Here is a 16,889-nt window from a genome sequence, read left to right as displayed (position 1 = left end):
CTACCAGAACGAGTACGACCTCACCGCCTAAACGATCAGGTCACTCGGGCGAGCTACACCCTTCTTGATGTGCGCTGCCACGCCGCGCTCGGGAGCGGTCGATTTGGTGCCGTGGACGAGGGTGGCCAGGTAACTGAAAGAAGCGGCGCCCATGTTGGCGGCGTCGGAGCCGCCGGTGGAGTTGCCTAGATACTTCCCGGCGTCCCAGCGGGGAGCGATCATCGCGGGCTTGCCGACCCCGGAGCTGTTGCCGACCCAGCCAGGCGGCAGGGCGGAGGTGACGGCCGGCTGGTAGACGCCGAAGGCCACATCCTCAGCCCCTGAAGCGGTGCCCTGCTGGACGTACATGGCCCACGGGAACGGATCACCGCGCGTCGGCGGGGAGCACGCATCAGCACATCGCGTGCCCGTCTTGCGGCACGTGCTCCCCGTCGACGCGGGGGTGATCCGGCGGGATCGAAACGGTGCTCTCCGCGCGAGCGGAGGTAGACCGCCCTGCTCGCAGACGTCTCACCGGCAACCATCCCCGCGGGTGCGGGGAGCACTTCGCGACGCGGCTGCCGTAGCGGGCGAAGTTGGGACCGTCCCTGCGGGTGCGGGGAGCACTTCCGGCTGGCCGACGATCCGGAGCTGGGCAAGGGACCATCACCGCGGGTGCGGGGAGCACATCTCGCCGACGCGCGGGAGCATCTCCTCCAGGGGACCATCCCCGCGGGTGCGGGGAGCACCGCCGGCGCATCTTCGGGGTGACCACCAGCCGGGGACCATCCCCGCGGGTGCGGGGAGCACTCCGGGCCCTCGCCCCGGCGGGAGCGGTAGTCGGGACCATCCCCGCGGGTGCGGGGAGCACACCGTGTTGTTGATGCGGTCCTTCGCCTTGGGACCATCCCCGCGGGTGCGGGGAGCACGTTCCGCGCCGATCACCGCACACTCTTGCATGGGGACCATCCCCGCGGGTGCGGGGAGCACTCGTCTCTACGGCTGAGGTCGTAGACCTGGTTGGGACCATCCCCGCGGGTGCGGGGAGCACCGTTCCTCCAACGCCGAGACCGTGACGATCCCGGGACCATCCCCGCGGGTGCGGGGAGCACACGCCGTACTGTGCCCAGCGGTGCCCGCGCGGGGGACCATCCCCGCGGGTGCGGGGAGCACTCCGCCACCCGCTCCTGCGCGTTCCGGACCGTGGGACCATCCCCGCGGGTGCGGGGAGCACCCCTTGTAGTCCCAGTCCTTCTCAGCGCACTTGGGACCATCCCCGCGGGTGCGGGGAGCACAAGTCCCGGCCCTTCAGGACTGGCAGGGCGCGGGGACCATCCCCGCGGGTGCGGGGAGCACGTCAGCAGTCCGAGGACGGCGAGGACGACCGCGGGACCATCCCCGCGGGTGCGGGGAGCACACCGGCGAACTCAAGGCCGTTCCGCCATTGAAGGGACCATCCCCGCGGGTGCGGGGAGCACTTGTAGCCGGAGCCGGATGCGGCGGTGCCGTCGGGACCATCCCCGCGGGTGCGGGGAGCACCTCGGGTTCAACCCGGCGGCCCGGCAGGGGATGGGACCATCCCCGCGGGTGCGGGGAGCACATAAGGCAGCACGGCCGCCCCGTCACCACCCAGGGACCATCCCCGCGGGTGCGGGGAGCACAATGCGGGTGGGGCCGTTCGCGTACCCGTGCTGGGACCATCCCCGCGGGTGCGGGGAGCACGTCTGGAATCCGAGGCGTGCGCTGTAGTTGTTGGGACCATCCCCGCGGGTGCGGGGAGCACAGGAGTTCACCCGTACCAGACCGACTTACATCGGGACCATCCCCGCGGGTGCGGGGAGCACCGCATGGCCGAGCTGGAGCAGCGGGTCACCGAGGGACCATCCCCGCGGGTGCGGGGAGCACGATGGCATCCCACTGGCGGGCTTGTTCGGCGCGGGACCATCCCCGCGGGTGCGGGGAGCACATGGTCCGCGTCGAAAGCAACGACGTCGCCCAGGGACCATCCCCGCGGGTGCGGGGAGCACTACCGACGCTGCTCCTGGACGTACGGGCCGACGGGACCATCCCCGCGGGTGCGGGGAGCACTTTCCCGATGTTGCCGTGGCGGCCAGGTTCGAGGGACCATCCCCGCGGGTGCGGGGAGCACTTTCCCGATGTTGCCGTGGCGGCCAGGTTCGAGGGACCATCCCCGCGGGTGCGGGGAGCACACGATCCGCTCGTGCGGCTCGACGATCCGGTTGGGACCATCCCCGCGGGTGCGGGGAGCACACGCCCGTCGCCCTCATCTGGGTCAGGGCTGTGGGACCATCCCCGCGGGTGCGGGGAGCACGCGAAGTGCATGCGGATGCGGGGCTGGTCGCCGGGACCATCCCCGCGGGTGCGGGGAGCACCCGCGCAAGGTAGCGGCGAGCGTGTCCAGCTCGGGACCATCCCCGCGGGTGCGGGGAGCACAACGGCCGCACCGAAGAAGAACTCTCCACCGAGGGACCATCCCCGCGGGTGCGGGGAGCACGGTGTGGGCTCCAGGAACTTCCCGGTGACGCGGGGACCATCCCCGCGGGTGCGGGGAGCACAAGGCCGAGAGCCCGGAGCCGAGCCCGACCGAGGGACCATCCCCGCGGGTGCGGGGAGCACTTCACCACCACCCCCGCCAGGGTCAGCTCGTCGGGACCATCCCCGCGGGTGCGGGGAGCACCGGCTTGAGCGCTGCCTGCTGCTGGTCGGTGAGGGACCATCCCCGCGGGTGCGGGGAGCACGAGAACCCCGGCACCCCGTTGCCGACCGAGGAGGGACCATCCCCGCGGGTGCGGGGAGCACAACGACTCCGTCACCCGGATCTGGGCCGGGTGGGGACCATCCCCGCGGGTGCGGGGAGCACCTCTAGTTATCGTCTAACTGACGAGATTAGGAGGGACCATCCCCGCGGGTGCGGGGAGCACTCTCTGCCCAGGGACCGCCACTTGATCCCGTTGGGACCATCCCCGCGGGTGCGGGGAGCACCGTGGACTATCGGCCTCCGATGCACGGTTGTCAGGACCATCCCCGCGGGTGCGGGGAGCACCGCATCGAAGACCAGCCCGACCAGCTCGACCTGGGACCATCCCCGCGGGTGCGGGGAGCACAGATCGGCAAATGAAGCCGCCATAGGGGCCTGGGGACCATCCCCGCGGGTGCGGGGAGCACAGACCAACACGTCGTTCGCGGCGTCCGGATACGGGACCATCCCCGCGGGTGCGGGGAGCACATCGGAGCAGCCATCAGCCAGAGGGCGTTCGGGGGACCATCCCCGCGGGTGCGGGGAGCACCTCGCGAGCGTCGCGGCGTAGACGTCGGCCTTGGGACCATCCCCGCGGGTGCGGGGAGCACCGTAGCCCTCGCGTAGGTAGAGGCCGACTGCGGGGACCATCCCCGCGGGTGCGGGGAGCACGATCTCGCGCGCAGCATCCGGGCCGCAGCGGAGGGACCATCCCCGCGGGTGCGGGGAGCACACCCCGACAATCCACGCGAAGAGATCGGGGATGGGACCATCCCCGCGGGTGCGGGGAGCACGGCCCCAACATCGCCCTGACTCATGACGAGACGGGACCATCCCCGCGGGTGCGGGGAGCACGTGAGGCCCGTGGGCAGCATGAGCCGCCCGGCGGGACCATCCCCGCGGGTGCGGGGAGCACAACGAAGCCCAGGACGCCGAACTCACGCAGGCGGGACCATCCCCGCGGGTGCGGGGAGCACACTCGGTGACCTGCAGTGTCATGACTGCCGAGCGGGGTTCGGAAGTACTTTCACCGAGACGGCCATTCCCCTCATAGGGTGCAAATCTACCGGTCGTTGGTCGTCAGTTTGAGGCTGAAGGCGGAGTGTACGTCGCCGTCAGGCAGGCCTGCCGATGCGTGGAGCTGTGCGGACTCAGGTCGCGACGGTGTTCGGGTTTGTCGAAGGAGGAGTTGTCGGGCGGTATCTGCCTGTATGTATCAGGGATGGCGCATAACGGAGAGTCCGGGTCTGGGCTGGGAGATCGGCTCAGGGGGTCGGTGCGGACGGTGTGGGCGAAGCATGACCGGGACAGCGAGGGCTGGTTGCCGTTGTGGCGGCACATGGAGGACAGCGCCGCGGTGGCGGGGCTGTTGTGGGACCGGTGGCTGCCCGCGAACGTACGGGCTTTGATATCCGAGGCGTTGCCGGGTGGTGAGCGGGATGGCCGGCGGCTGGCGGTCTGGCTGGCAGGTGTGCACGACATAGGCAAGGCGACGCCGGCGTTCGCGTGTCAGGTCGACCAACTCGCCGACGTCATGCGTGCGCACGGTTTGGAGATGAAGACGCGGCGGCAGTTCGGGCCTGACCGGCGGTTGGCTCCGCACGGCCTCGCCGGGCAGGTGCTGCTGGCGCAGTGGCTGGAGGAGCAGCACGGCTGGACTGGGCGGCAGTCTGCGCAGTTCACGGTTGTCGTGGGTGGGCATCACGGTGTGACCCCGGACCACGGGCAGTTGAAGAGTTTGGACGACCGTCCTCACCTGCTGCGGACTCCGGGGGCGAGCCGGGTGTTGTGGCGGCAGGTGCAAGAGGAGCTGATGGACGCGTGTGCCGACGAGTTCGGTGTACGGGATCGGCTCGCGGCGTGGCGGGCGGTGAAACTGCCGCAGCCGGTACAGGTACTGCTGTCGGCACTGGTGATCGTTGCCGACTGGATCGCCAGCAACCCTGACCTGTTTCCGTATTTTCCGCAGGCGGCTCATCGTACGGGCGCCGAGCGGGTGGCAGCTGCGTGGCAGGGGCTTCGCCTGCCCGAGCCGTGGAGGGCCGAGGAACCGCCGGATAACGTCGAGGAGTTGTTCCGAACGCGATTCGTCCTGCCGCCGGGGGCCGTCGTACGGCCGGTGCAGGAGGCGGCGGTGCGGCTGGCGCGCAGGATGTCAGTCCCGGGGTTGATGGTGATCGAGGCGCCGATGGGCGAGGGGAAGACGGAGGCCGCGCTGGCGGTGGCGGAGGTGCTGGCTGCACGGTCGGGCGCGGGCGGCGTGTTTTTCGCGCTGCCGACCATGGCCACGGGAAATGCCATGTTTCCACGGCTGCTGGACTGGCTGAAGCGGCTTCCTGCGCAGGAGGGCACGCGGCTGTCGGCGTTGCTGGCGCATTCCAAGGCGGCTCTCAACGACGAGTACGCGGATCTGATGCGCAAGAGTGCGCAGCGGATTGCCGCCGTCGAGGTGGATGAGGAAGAACGTCCTTGGCGGCCTGCGGATGACAAGCGGACCGCGTCGGCCGAACTCGTGGCACACGCGTGGTTGCGGGGGCGTAAGAAGGCGATGTTGTCGTCGTTCGTGGCGGGTACGGTCGACCAGTTGCTGTTCGCGGGGCTGAAGAGTCGGCATCTGGCGTTGAGGCACCTGGCCGTCGCGGGCAAGGTCGTGGTGATCGACGAGGCGCACGCCTACGACACGTACATGAGTGCCTATCTGGACCGGGTGCTGTCGTGGCTGGGGGCGTACCGGGTGCCGGTGGTGGTGTTGTCGGCGACGCTGCCCGCCGGGCGCAGGCGGCAGCTGGCTGAGGCCTATGCGGGAGGCGGGGGCGCCGTCGGTGCGGAAGAGTTCGAGGTGGTGGCGCGGACTGATGCGTACCCGCTGCTGACGGCTGTGCCGCCGGGTGGTACGCCCGTCGTCGAGTGCCCACAGGCATCGGCTCGCGGGACATCGGTCCGTCTCGAACGTCTCGACGACGACTTCAGTGTCCTGGCGGACCGATTGGTCGCCGAGCTGGAGGGCGGGGGGTGCGCGCTGGTGGTGCGGAACACCGTCAATCGGGTTCTGGAAACGGCGCGGGTCCTGCGCGAGCGGTTCGGTGACGACGCCGTAACTGTCGCCCATTCGCGCTTCATTGACCTGGACCGGGCCGCGAAGGACGCCGGGTTGCTCGCCCGGTTCGGGCCGCCGGGCAAGAGTGCGGAGCGTCCACGTGGCCCCCATGTCGTGGTGGCCAGCCAGGTGGCGGAGCAGTCCTTGGACGTCGACTTTGACCTGCTGGTGACCGACCTGTGCCCGGTCGACTTGTTGCTGCAGCGCATGGGACGTCTGCACCGGCACCAGCGGGGCGAGAACCAAGCGGAACGTCCACGGCGGCTGCGTACCGCGCGCTGCCTGGTGACCGGTGCCGACTGGACGGGCCAGGTGCCTGTGCCGGTACGGGGTTCTGTTGCCGTGTACGGCGCCTACGGGCTGCTGCGCTCGGCCGCCGTACTGCTGGAGCACCTTGACGGTCCACGTCGGCCGGTGCGGCTGCCGCAGGACATCAGCCCGCTGGTGCAGAGCGCGTACGCGGAAGGAGCGGCCAGTCCCGCCGGCTGGGCAGAAGCGATGGACACGGCGCTGCAGCGGCACGAGGAGCATCGTAAGGACCAGGCCGAGCGAGCCGGTGCGTTCCGGCTGGATGCGGTGGGCCGGCCGGGGCGCCCGCTCATCGGCTGGGTGGCGGCCGGCGTGGGGGACGCGGACGACACGCGCACGGGCCGAGCCCAGGTCCGTGACAGCAGGGAGAGCCTGGAGGTCGTGGTCGTGCAGCGGCGGGCCGACGGGTCGCTGGCCACCGTGGATTGGATCGCGCCGGACAAGGCAGACTTGGAGCTGCCCCAGGACCGGCCCCCCGCCCCTCGGGCGGCCAGAGCGGCGGCCGCCTGCGGGCTGCGGCTGCCGAGCCAGTTCTCGTACGCGGACGTGATGGACCGCGCCATCGCCGAACTCGAGGAACTCTACGTTCCCGCCTGGCAGGTGAAAGACAGTCACTGGCTGGCCGGCCAGCTGATTCTCGCGCTGGACGCCGATTGTCAGACCCGTCTGGCAGGGTTTTCACTCCGTTACAGCCCCTCCGACGGACTTGAGGTGACGCGTGTCTGACGCCAGTGAAAGCCGTGCGAACGGCTCGTTGTCGTTCGACCTGACTCTGCGGCCATGGATCCCGGTCCTGCGGCAGGACGGCACGCAGGACGAGTTATCCCTGCGAGAGGTGTTTGCCCAGGCCGACAGCCTGCGCCGGATCGTCGGCGACGTGCCCACCCAGGAGTTCGCCCTGCTGCGGCTGCTGCTGGCCGTGGCCCACGACGCCCTGAACGGGCCGCGTGACACCGAGGACTGGGCACAACTGTGGGCGGACAACGACTGCTTCGCGCCGGTCCCTGGGTACTTCGATGCGCACCTTGGCCGATTTGACCTGCTGCACCCGCGCACACCGTTCTTCCAAGTGGCGGACTTGCGCACAGCGCGCGACGAGGTGTTCTCGCTCAACCGGATCGTCGCCGACGTCCCCAACGGGGAGCCGTTCTTCACCTCCCGGATGCCTGCCGTCGACCGGCTCGGCTTCGCCGAGGCCGCCCGCTGGGTGGTGCACGCCCACGCCTATGACACCTCCGGCATCAAGACCGGCACCGTCGGCGACGCCCGAGCCAAGAACGGCAAGGTGTACCCGCTTGGAGTGGGCTGGGCGGGCACCCTGGGCGGGGTCTTCGTCGAGGGCAACACCCTGCGCGAAACTCTGCTGCTCAACCTGGTCGCCGCAGACACCACCGGACTGCGCATCGACGGCGACGACCGGCCGGCCTGGCGACGCGAGCCGTGCGGCCCCGCAGCCGCCGCGAACAGACACCCCTCGGGCGTACGCGACCTGTACAGCTGGCAGACGCGGCGGCTGCGGCTCCACTTCGACGAGGCGGGAGTGCATGGCGTCGTCCTCGGCTACGGCGACCCTCTCACCGCGCACAACCTGCACACACGTGAGCCCATGACCGCGTGGCGGCGCAGCAAGGCGCAGGAGAAGAAGCGCGGCGAGGCCTTGGTCTACCTGCCCCGCGAGCACGACCCATCGCGCGCCGTATGGCGGGGGCTGTCCTCGCTCATCGCCGAACGGGAAGTCGCCGGCCAGGGCGCGGAGGCCGCGTCTTCACTGCGTCCCGGGATCCTGGAGTGGGTCGCCCGGCTGGTCACCGAGGGAGAGCTGCCCCGCGGCTTCCTGATTCGGACGCGGGTGGTCGGTGCGGTGTACGGCACTCAGCAGTCCGTGATCGACGAGATCGTCAACGACCACCTGTCCATGGCGGTCCTGCTGCTGCACCGTCAGGACCGGGAGTACGCGCAGCAGGCGATCGATGCGGTGGGGGACGCGGAGCAGGCCGTCGCCGTTCTCGGTGACCTTGCCACCGACCTTGCGCGGGCCGCGGGGACCCAAACGGAAGGGCCCCGTAGCAGGGCTCGAGAACGCGGCTTCGCCGCACTGGACGGCCCGTACCGCATCTGGCTGAGCAGGCTGGCCGACGCCGTGGACCCCGGCGAGCAGCGCACGCTGTGGCGTCGCCAGACCCACCGCATTATCAGTCGGCTCAGCGAACGGCTGTTGGCCGAGGCCGGAGACGCCGCGTGGGAGGGCCGCATCGTGGCTACCCCCAAGGGCGCCGTGTGGTTCAACTCCGCCTATGCACAAGGGTGGTTCCGGCATCGGCTCGGTGATGCACTCGGTCTCTTGGATTCCTCCGGCGCCGAGACCGGCGAGCAGCAGCTTCCCGGTGCCGACTCCGCCGCCGAAGCCGGCGCAGGCTTTCCCGCAGAAAGGGCACGCTCGTGACCACTCCGACCTTTGTCGCTCTCCCGGAACGGGTCCGGCGAATCACCGCGGAGAACATCAACGGCTTGCAGCGGGGCTACTTGGCTGACCAGCCGCGCGCGGTGGCGGCCCTGGCCCGGCTGCGCCGCGGCGCCGGCAAGGAGGTCCATCAGGTTCCGGACTTGTGGGGTCTGATCGACACCGGCCCCCTGCACGATCCGACGCATGAGGGCGGCCTGCCCCCGCGCGACGAAGACTTGACCCGTGCCGAAGACGCCGTGCACGTCGCTCTGACCCTGTGGGCCTTGCACCAGCAGTCGCGTGGAACCGGTATGCACCAGCCCGACCGCAAGGACGCACCCGCCGGTTTGGGCTCCGCCGTCCGTCGGCTCATGCCCAAGGGGGATATCGACGAGGCGATCCTCAAACGGCTCGTCCGTGCAGGCCATGCTCCGGACCTTCCCTCGCTGGCACAGCGGCTGCGGGAGATCGTGCTGCTGCTACGCCGCGAGGACATCGCACTCGACTATGCCCTGCTCGCCGGGCAGTTGTGCCACTGGCAGCGGCCAGGCGGCCGGGACGAGGTACGCCGCGCGTGGGGCCGCTCATTCCATGCCTACCGCCCGACCAAGAACTCCGAGCCCGATCCCCATGACCCGGCCGGATCAACCCCCGCCGCCGGCCTCGCTTCTGACTCCGACACGACCAAGGACGCATCATGAACCGCATCTTTCTCGACGTGCACGCCCTGCAGACTGTGCCGCCCAGCAACCTCAACCGCGATGACACCGGAGCCCCGAAGTCGGCCGTCTACGGCGGGGTTCCCCGGGCCCGGGTCTCCAGCCAGGCCTGGAAGCGTGTCACCCGTGAGTACTTCGGTGCCGAGCAACTGCTCGACCCGAGCGAACTGGGCGTCCGGACGAAGAAGGTCGCCGAGATCCTTGCGGATCGCATCACGGATCTCGACGCGTCGATCAAGGACGCTGAGGCGCTGGCGCTGGCGGCCGAGGTGATGGAGACAGCCACCGGCTCGAAGATGGTGGTACCGGAGCGGAAGGCGCGCACGGCGAAGGCCGAAGCGGCGGGCGAGAAGCTGGAGGAGGTGGCGCCGCAGTCCAAGTACCTGATGTTCCTCAGCGCCCGGCAGCTCGACGGCCTTGCCGCGCTCGCCGTCGAAGGGGCCGCCGACATCAGGGCGTACCTGAAGGACAAGGACAACAAGGCGCACGCCAAGCAGATCGCGGACACTCGCCACTCCGTCGACATCGCCCTGTTCGGGCGCATGGTCGCCGACTCGACCGACTTCAACGTCGATGCGGCCGCCCAGGTCGCCCACGCCATCAGCGTGCACCGCGTGGACAGCGAATCCGACTACTACACGGCCGTCGACGACGAGAACACCGACGCCGAGACCGGCGCCGGCATGATCGGAACGGTCGACTTCAACTCCGCGACCCTCTACCGCTACGCCGCCGTCAGCGTGCACCAGCTCGCCGCCAATCTCGGCGAAGGACTGCGCGAGGACGAACCCGTCAACACCCCCGTACGCCGCGCCGTCGAGGCGTTCGTACACGCCTTCGTCGCCTCACTACCCAAGGGCAAGATCAACACCTTCGGGCACCACACCCTGCCGGATGCAGTCGTCGTCAAGCTGCGCACCACCCGTCCCATCAGTTTCGTCGCCGCATTCGAGGAACCGGTGAGCGCCGAGTCCGGCGGCGGGCATCTGCGCGAGGCATCCGCCCGCCTGGCCGAATACATTCCCGAGGTCGAACGGGCCTACGGCGACGAGCAGTCCACCCTAACCTGGGTACTGCGCGTGGGAGCTGCCACCGACAAGCTCGCCGGCATCGGCCAGGAGACACCCAGCCTGTCCTCGCTCGTCGAGACGGTCGGCCAGGCCGTCGCCGAGCGCATGGAGAAGCCCGCATGAGCGTGCTGACCCTGCGGCTGGCAGGCCCCCTGCAAGCGTGGGGGGCCTCGGCCCGGTTCGCCCGCCGCACCACCGAGTCCGCCCCGACCAAGAGCGGCGTGATCGGCATGCTCGCCGCGGCCCGAGGTATGGACCGCCGCGACGACGAGGCACTGGCCCGGCTGGCCATACTCCGATTCGGGGTCCGCGTCGACCAACCCGGCACGCGGGTCCGCGACTTCCAGACCGCCCATCATGCCGACACCGGCAAGTCGATGCCTCTGTCCGAGCGTTACTACCTCGCCGACGCGGTCTTCGTCGCCGCGGTCGAGGGCGAGGAGGTACTCCTCGACGAACTCGACGCTGCGCTGCACAACCCTGTCCATCCGCCCTACCTCGGCCGACGCTCCTGCCCGCCGGCCCATCCGGTCCGGCTCGGCCTGCACCGCGGGGCCGGGCTTGCCGAGGCACTGCAGGCGGAGCCCTGGCAGGCCGCCGCCTGGTATCGCAAGCAGCGCCGCGGCGACGCGACCGTGTCCTTGACCGTGCTGCGCGAAGCCCGTCCCGACGAACCCGATGGGGACCTGCTACGCGACCAGCCCCTCAGCTTCGCCGCCGAACACCGCCGGCACGCCCTGCGCACCGTGGTCACCTCAACCGTGGAGGTGCTGAACCCCACCGCCAGGGCCGCCTCGACACCCAGGACCGTGCCCCCGCACGACCCGTTCGCCGCTTTGGAGGAAGAGAGCCCCTGATGTACCTGTCCCGCTTCCGTATCAACACCGCGCGCCCGGGCGCCCGGCGCCTGCTCTCCTCCCCTCAGTCGCTGCACGCGGCCGTCATGTCGTCGTTTCCCCACTTGCTGCCCACAGTCTCGGCCGGTCCCGGCACGCCATCCGATGGTCCACGGGTGCTGTGGCGCCTGGACCACAACGCGTCCGCCGAGGTCTTCCTGTACGTGGTCAGTCCTGACCGGCCCGACCTGACCCACCTCGTCGAGCAAGCCGGCTGGCCGGCCGCCGCAGCGGCCGACCCGGACAATCCCGGCTGGCAGACCCGGCCCTACGCCTCATTCCTTGACCGGCTCGCACAGGGCACCACCTGGGCGTTCCGGCTCACCGCCAACCCGGTGCACCACATCCGCCGCAAGGACGACGAACCGATCAAGAGGACCGCCCACCTCACCCCCGTTCATCAGATGGCATGGCTCCTCGAACGGCAGGAACGCTGCGGATTCCGCATCTGCGAAAAACCCGACAGCAAGCGACTTCTGCCCAGCGGCAACACGCACAAGAAGGCCACCCACCACGGCGACCGCTACGAACTCATCGTCCGGGACCAGCGCAACCTGTCCTTCGCCAAGTCCCGCGGTGACAACGCGCCAGGACGGCGATCGGTCAGCCTGGTCGCCGTCACCTTTGACGGCCGACTCCAGGTCACCGACTCCGACCTGCTGCGCCGCACCCTCGTCCAGGGGCTCGGCAAGGCGAAGGCATACGGCTGCGGGCTGATGACGCTCGCCCCGCTTCCCAGCGCAGGTGAGCGTAACCAGTGACGACAGTCGGCCGACGCGCCGCGCTCACTCCACGGCACCTCACCCGCACGAGCGAGCGCCTCTCCTTCGTCTACCTGGAACGCTGCACCGTCCACCGGGACGCCAACGCCATCACCGCCGAGGACGCGGACGGCACCACCCACATCCCGTCCGCCACCATCGGCACCCTCCTCCTCGGCCCCGGCACCCGCATCACCCACCAGGCGATGAGCGTCCTCGGCGAAACCGGGGCAGCAGTCGCCTGGGTCGGCGAGAACGGAGTGCGCTACTACGCAGGCGGCAGAGCCCTGACCCGCTCATCCGCGCTCGCCGAGGCCCAAGCCCTGAAATGGGCCAACCCCCGTACCCGTCTCGCCGTCGCACGCGCGATGTACCGCCTGCGCTTTCCCGACGAGGACCCCGCGGGACTCACCCGGCAGGAACTCCTCGGCCGCGAAGGCCGACGCGTCAAGGACTGCTACCGCGAACACGCCGCCCGCACCGGCATCCCCTGGCGAGGCCGCAAGTACACCCCCGGCGACTTCACCAGTGGCGACCCCGTCAACCAGGCCGTGACCGCCGCCGCACAGTGCATGTACGGCATCGCCCACGCCGTCGTCGCCTCCCTCGGCTGCAGCCCCGCACTCGGCTTCGTCCACTCGGGCCACGAGCTCTCATTCGTCCTGGACATCGCCGACCTGTACAAGACCGAGATCGGAATCCCCCTCGCCTTCGACATCGCGGGCGAAGACGAACAGGACATCGGCGCCCGCACCCGCCGCGCCCTGCGCGACCGCATCAACGCAACGTCCTTGCTGGACCGCTGCGTCGACGACATCAAGAACCTCCTCATGCCCGACGCCACCGACACGGACGCCCACCCAGCCGACGAACTGGACCGCGTCACGCTCCAGAGCGACCGAGGCCGGCAGGTGGCCTCCGGACACAACTACGCGGACGCGGACGACGAGGAAGCGATGCCCTGGTGACCGTGATCGTCCTCACCAACTGCCCGTCCGGGCTACGCGGGTTCCTCACCCGCTGGCTCCTCGAAATCTCCGCCGGTGTCTTCATCGGCAACCCGTCGGCCCGCATCCGAGACGCCCTCTGGAACGAAGTCCAGCAATACGCGGGACAGGGCCGCGCCCTCCTCGTCCACACCACCAACAACGAACAGGGCTTCACCTTCCGCACACACGACCACGGATGGCACCCGATCGACCACGAGGGCCTGACCCTTATCCGCCGCCCGAACCCCAACACCCAGCCCACCAACAACACTCCCAAACCTGGCTGGAGCAACGCCGCCAAACGACGCCGCTTCACGAGAGGCTGAAGTCCAGAATGCCAGCCCTGTGCCAAATGTCGGAACCCGTGAAAGTACTGGAGAACCTGGCCGACCACGCCTAAAGCAGCAGGTTGCGAAGTGTGCTCCCCGCACCCGCGGGGATGGTCCCGACCCCCAAGGGGTGGTCGGGGGACTGCCAGGGTGCTCCCCGCACCCGCGGGGATGGTCCCACTCAGGTTCCACTCGGACATCGGCGGGCTCCGTGCTCCCCGCACCCGCGGGGATGGTCCCATGAGCGCCGCTTGTGGAACGGGTGGGGGCTGGTGCTCCCCGCACCCGCGGGGATGGTCCCTCCTCATCGGTCATGCGCCCGGGGTTCTGGGAGTGCTCCCCGCACCCGCGGGGATGGTCCCGCACTGCTCGTCGGGGCCGGCATCGACACCGCGTGCTCCCCGCACCCGCGGGGATGGTCCCTCGCCGCACCCAACTCGATCGACCGCCGCATCGTGCTCCCCGCACCCGCGGGGATGGTCCCCCCCGACACCCTGTTCGACCTGCCGGTTCGCTGTGCTCCCCGCACCCGCGGGGATGGTCCCTCCTCGACACTCATCTCGCCGTAGGTCTCCAGGTGCTCCCCGCACCCGCGGGGATGGTCCCGACACGCGCGGCTGCCCCTGGTGCCGCATCGCGTGCTCCCCGCACCCGCGGGGATGGTCCCCGGTCGGGCTCGGTGCTGCTGGCGGACGTTCTGTGCTCCCCGCACCCGCGGGGATGGTCCCTTCCATTCAAGCCGATAGCGGGCATGTAGTGGGTGCTCCCCGCACCCGCGGGGATGGTCCCGAGGGCCGTCTTTATCCGCAGTCCTTCCTCGGGTGCTCCCCGCACCCGCGGGGATGGTCCCACTTCGACGCCTACCAAGGTCGCACCTACGACGTGCTCCCCGCACCCGCGGGGATGGTCCCGAGGGGACGAGCTGCCTGGGGCGCAGAGGCCGGTGCTCCCCGCACCCGCGGGGATGGTCCCGGGCAGGATGGCCAAGACGGACGAGACGGTTCGTGCTCCCCGCACCCGCGGGGATGGTCCCGTCACCAGTTTCGCGCCACCGGGCGACGCGTTGTGCTCCCCGCACCCGCGGGGATGGTCCCGTGCGGATCATCACGGGGAGCTGCATACCGTCGTGCTCCCCGCACCCGCGGGGATGGTCCCCGGCGAGATCGACTCAGCGACACTCTTGATGAGTGCTCCCCGCACCCGCGGGGATGGTCCCGTGTAGAAGAGGCAGTCGAGCGCCTCCGCCTTGTGCTCCCCGCACCCGCGGGGATGGTCCCGTCAAGGGCGCCGTGGACTCGCTGCGCAGCAAGTGCTCCCCGCACCCGCGGGGATGGTCCCGTGAACCTGGAACAGATCGGCCGGATGCTCCAGTGCTCCCCGCACCCGCGGGGATGGTCCCCCCCCCGAGTCATGGGGCGGTGACGGCTCTGACGCGTGCTCCCCGCACCCGCGGGGATGGTCCCAGTCCGGGATACGAGGCGGGACGTACGACGCCGTGCTCCCCGCACCCGCGGGGATGGTCCCCAGCCGATCAGACCGCCGATGGCGATCCGCACGTGCTCCCCGCACCCGCGGGGATGGTCCCCACCGCGTTCTTCTCCCTCGAGATGGGGCGGTGCTCCCCGCACCCGCGGGGATGGTCCCGCCTGCGGAGAACTCCCGCCCTGCGCTCACGAGTGCTCCCCGCACCCGCGGGGATGGTCCCGGGTCCACCCCGATCGGGCTGGAGCTGGAGTCGTGCTCCCCGCACCCGCGGGGATGGTCCCCCGGCGGGGCCGCCAGGCCGGGCCGCTTCGCGGTGCTCCCCGCACCCGCGGGGATGGTCCCCGCCAAGAAGAGCGCGGCCACGCCCCGGTCCAGTGCTCCCCGCACCCGCGGGGATGGTCCCGTGTCGTCCTCGACGGGCTCTTCCTCGAGTGTGTGCTCCCCGCACCCGCGGGGATGGTCCCCCGGACTCGAACCCGGCGCTTCGATCGCTGGGGTGCTCCCCGCACCCGCGGGGATGGTCCCCAGTACGGGCCGCCGTACTCACGGTTGGAGATGTGCTCCCCGCACCCGCGGGGATGGTCCCGGTCCGCCCGTCCTCGGTGCGTCCGACGTGGGGTGCTCCCCGCACCCGCGGGGATGGTCCCGGTTCGGCCCTCGACTCCATCGGCGCGGTGCGGTGCTCCCCGCACCCGCGGGGATGGTCCCCAGCGGTCCGAACAGCTCCGCGGCACGATGATGTGCTCCCCGCACCCGCGGGGATGGTCCCGACGACGCGCTCACCGCTCTGTATCCCGTGGTGTGCTCCCCGCACCCGCGGGGATGGTCCCGCGGCCGTCTGCCGGAAGCTGATGCTGGACGGGTGCTCCCCGCACCCGCGGGGATGGTCCCGATGCGCCCCTGGACCCCGCGATCCTCAACATGTGCTCCCCGCACCCGCGGGGATGGTCCCCTCGTCAAGGTGGGCGGCCCGGCCCTCGGTGGGTGCTCCCCGCACCCGCGGGGATGGTCCCAACTGCCCAGCGAAGTCCCCAAGTGCCAGGGCGTGCTCCCCGCACCCGCGGGGATGGTCCCCCGCGGTAGATGCCGTTCGGCGCCGTCCAGGAGTGCTCCCCGCACCCGCGGGGATGGTCCCCCGATCAGGAACAGATCGCGCAGCTCGAAGCCGTGCTCCCCGCATCCGCGGGGATGGTCCCCGCCCCGCGGGCGGCGCCGGATGAGGGAGCCGGTGCTCCCCGCACCCGCGGGGATGGTCCCGTGTGCCGGAACTGATGCGGGTGGATGTGCTCGTGCTCCCCGCACCCGCGGGGATGGTCCCGCGTCAAGTCCAGCCATGAACCCCGTTGTCGGTCAGGACGCGTTCGACGGTGACGTGGTGTGCGGCGAACCAGGCGGTGGCGCGGGTGAGGAAGCCTGCGCAGGTCGGGGCGGTCTCGTCGGGCAGGTCTTCGGTGTAGGCCAGGCGGGAGTGGTCGTCCAGGGCGGTGTGCAGGTAGGCGTAGCCGGTCCCGGTCCGGTTGCGTCGGCCTTCGGCGCGTCCTTGGGTGCGGTGGCCGCCGCCGTCGGGGATGCGGCCGAGTTTCTTGACGTCGATGTGGATCAGTTCGCCGGGCCGGGAGCGTTCGTAGCGGCGGACTGGCTCACCGGTGGCCCGGTCCAGCGCGGCCAGGACGGGCATGCCGTGGCGTTTGAGGATGCGGTGGGCCGTGGACGCGGCGATCCGGGTGCGGGCGGCCAGCCGCAGTGGTCCGATGCGGTGCTCTCGCCGTATCCGCACCACCTCTGCTTCAACCGTGGCGGGCGTCTGCCGGGGTGAGTGATGGGGGCGGCTGGAGCGGTCGTGCATGCCCTCGGCGCCGTGGTGGCGGTAGCGGCCGGCCCATCGGGCGGCGGTGGTGTGACTGACCTGGAATCGTTCCGCGGCCCGCCGCACAGGCCAGCCGTCGTCGACGACACACCGGGCCAGACGCAGCCTGCCGGTCGGAGTCAGCGGGGCATCACGGTGGGACAACGAGGGCCTCCTGGGCGCCGGTTGTAGATGTCGCAATCCACAC

Annotated in this window: 9 protein-coding genes, 1 pseudogene and 2 CRISPR repeat arrays; of the genes and pseudogenes, 8 read left to right on the top strand and 2 right to left on the bottom strand. The window is 70.6% G+C overall.

The annotated features are described in order from the left end of the window. Window positions 1-27: 27 nt before the first annotated feature. The gene (locus ADK36_RS34895; RefSeq protein WP_159391236.1) at window positions 28-348 is read right to left on the bottom strand and encodes a hypothetical protein; all 321 of its coding nucleotides are present in this window, start codon (window positions 346-348) and stop codon (window positions 28-30) included. Between the two features lie 168 nt (window positions 349-516). Further along, a CRISPR array of direct repeats spans window positions 517-3,714; the repeat unit is 29 nt; unit sequence GGGACCATCCCCGCGGGTGCGGGGAGCAC. Window positions 3,715-3,959: 245 nt separating this feature from the next. On the opposite strand from ADK36_RS34895, the gene ADK36_RS34890 reads away from it, so the two are divergent. Genes ADK36_RS34890 through cas2e form a run of 8 tightly spaced genes read left to right on the top strand, consistent with a single transcriptional unit; the run spans window position 3,960 to window position 13,347 of the window. After that, the gene (locus ADK36_RS34890) at window positions 3,960-6,869 is read left to right on the top strand and encodes a CRISPR-associated helicase/endonuclease Cas3 (RefSeq protein WP_053200357.1); all 2,910 of its coding nucleotides are present in this window, start codon (window positions 3,960-3,962) and stop codon (window positions 6,867-6,869) included. Then, entirely contained in the window at window positions 6,862-8,586 is a 1,725-nt protein-coding gene (casA, locus tag ADK36_RS34885; RefSeq protein WP_078942872.1) for a type I-E CRISPR-associated protein Cse1/CasA, read from the top strand. The genes ADK36_RS34890 and casA overlap by 8 nt, the downstream gene beginning before the upstream one ends. Continuing rightward, complete coding sequence (casB, locus tag ADK36_RS34880; protein WP_053200355.1) at window positions 8,583-9,287, top strand: type I-E CRISPR-associated protein Cse2/CasB; 705 nt, start codon at window positions 8,583-8,585, stop codon at window positions 9,285-9,287. Before casA ends, casB begins: the two co-directional genes overlap by 4 nt. After that, window positions 9,284-10,498 (top strand): type I-E CRISPR-associated protein Cas7/Cse4/CasC, encoded by a 1,215-nt coding sequence (gene cas7e / locus ADK36_RS34875; protein WP_053200353.1) that lies wholly within the window; start codon window positions 9,284-9,286, stop codon window positions 10,496-10,498. The genes casB and cas7e overlap by 4 nt, the downstream gene beginning before the upstream one ends. Further along, entirely contained in the window at window positions 10,495-11,232 is a 738-nt protein-coding gene (gene cas5e, locus ADK36_RS34870) for a type I-E CRISPR-associated protein Cas5/CasD (protein WP_053200351.1), read from the top strand. The genes cas7e and cas5e overlap by 4 nt, the downstream gene beginning before the upstream one ends. Next, on the top strand, window positions 11,232-12,032 hold the full coding sequence (gene cas6e, locus ADK36_RS34865) for a type I-E CRISPR-associated protein Cas6/Cse3/CasE (RefSeq protein ID WP_053200349.1): 801 nt from the start codon (window positions 11,232-11,234) through the stop codon (window positions 12,030-12,032). The genes cas5e and cas6e overlap by 1 nt, the downstream gene beginning before the upstream one ends. Beyond that, complete coding sequence (gene cas1e / locus ADK36_RS34860) at window positions 12,029-13,000, top strand: type I-E CRISPR-associated endonuclease Cas1e (RefSeq protein ID WP_053200347.1); 972 nt, start codon at window positions 12,029-12,031, stop codon at window positions 12,998-13,000. The genes cas6e and cas1e overlap by 4 nt, the downstream gene beginning before the upstream one ends. Next, a complete protein-coding gene (gene cas2e / locus ADK36_RS34855) occupies window positions 12,997-13,347 on the top strand; it encodes a type I-E CRISPR-associated endoribonuclease Cas2e (RefSeq protein WP_053200345.1) in 351 nt (116 codons plus the stop codon). The genes cas1e and cas2e overlap by 4 nt, the downstream gene beginning before the upstream one ends. Window positions 13,348-13,439: 92 nt before the next feature. Next, window positions 13,440-16,153: direct repeats of the CRISPR family, unit length 29 nt; unit sequence GTGCTCCCCGCACCCGCGGGGATGGTCCC. Between the two features lie 21 nt (window positions 16,154-16,174). Here cas2e and ADK36_RS34850 read toward each other — a convergent pair. Next, window positions 16,175-16,846: pseudogene (locus ADK36_RS34850) on the bottom strand (IS481 family transposase); the annotation flags it as partial. Window positions 16,847-16,889: the final 43 nt, after the last annotated feature.

This window comes from Streptomyces viridochromogenes (assembly GCF_001270495.1).
Lineage (GTDB): Bacteria > Actinomycetota > Actinomycetes > Streptomycetales > Streptomycetaceae > Streptomyces > Streptomyces viridochromogenes_A.
Note: the sequence above shows the minus strand (reverse complement) of the source record. Positions and strands in the feature narration are given on the sequence as shown.

Coding starts and splice junctions, on each gene's coding strand:
- cas5e (WP_053200351.1), top strand. CDS start 10,495: ATGAGCGTGCTGACCCTGCGGCTGGCAGGCCCCCTGCAAGCGTGGGGG.
- ADK36_RS34895 (WP_159391236.1), bottom strand. CDS start 348: ATGTACGTCCAGCAGGGCACCGCTTCAGGGGCTGAGGATGTGGCCTTC.
- cas7e (WP_053200353.1), top strand. CDS start 9,284: ATGAACCGCATCTTTCTCGACGTGCACGCCCTGCAGACTGTGCCGCCC.
- cas6e (WP_053200349.1), top strand. CDS start 11,232: ATGTACCTGTCCCGCTTCCGTATCAACACCGCGCGCCCGGGCGCCCGG.
- ADK36_RS34890 (WP_053200357.1), top strand. CDS start 3,960: ATGGCGCATAACGGAGAGTCCGGGTCTGGGCTGGGAGATCGGCTCAGG.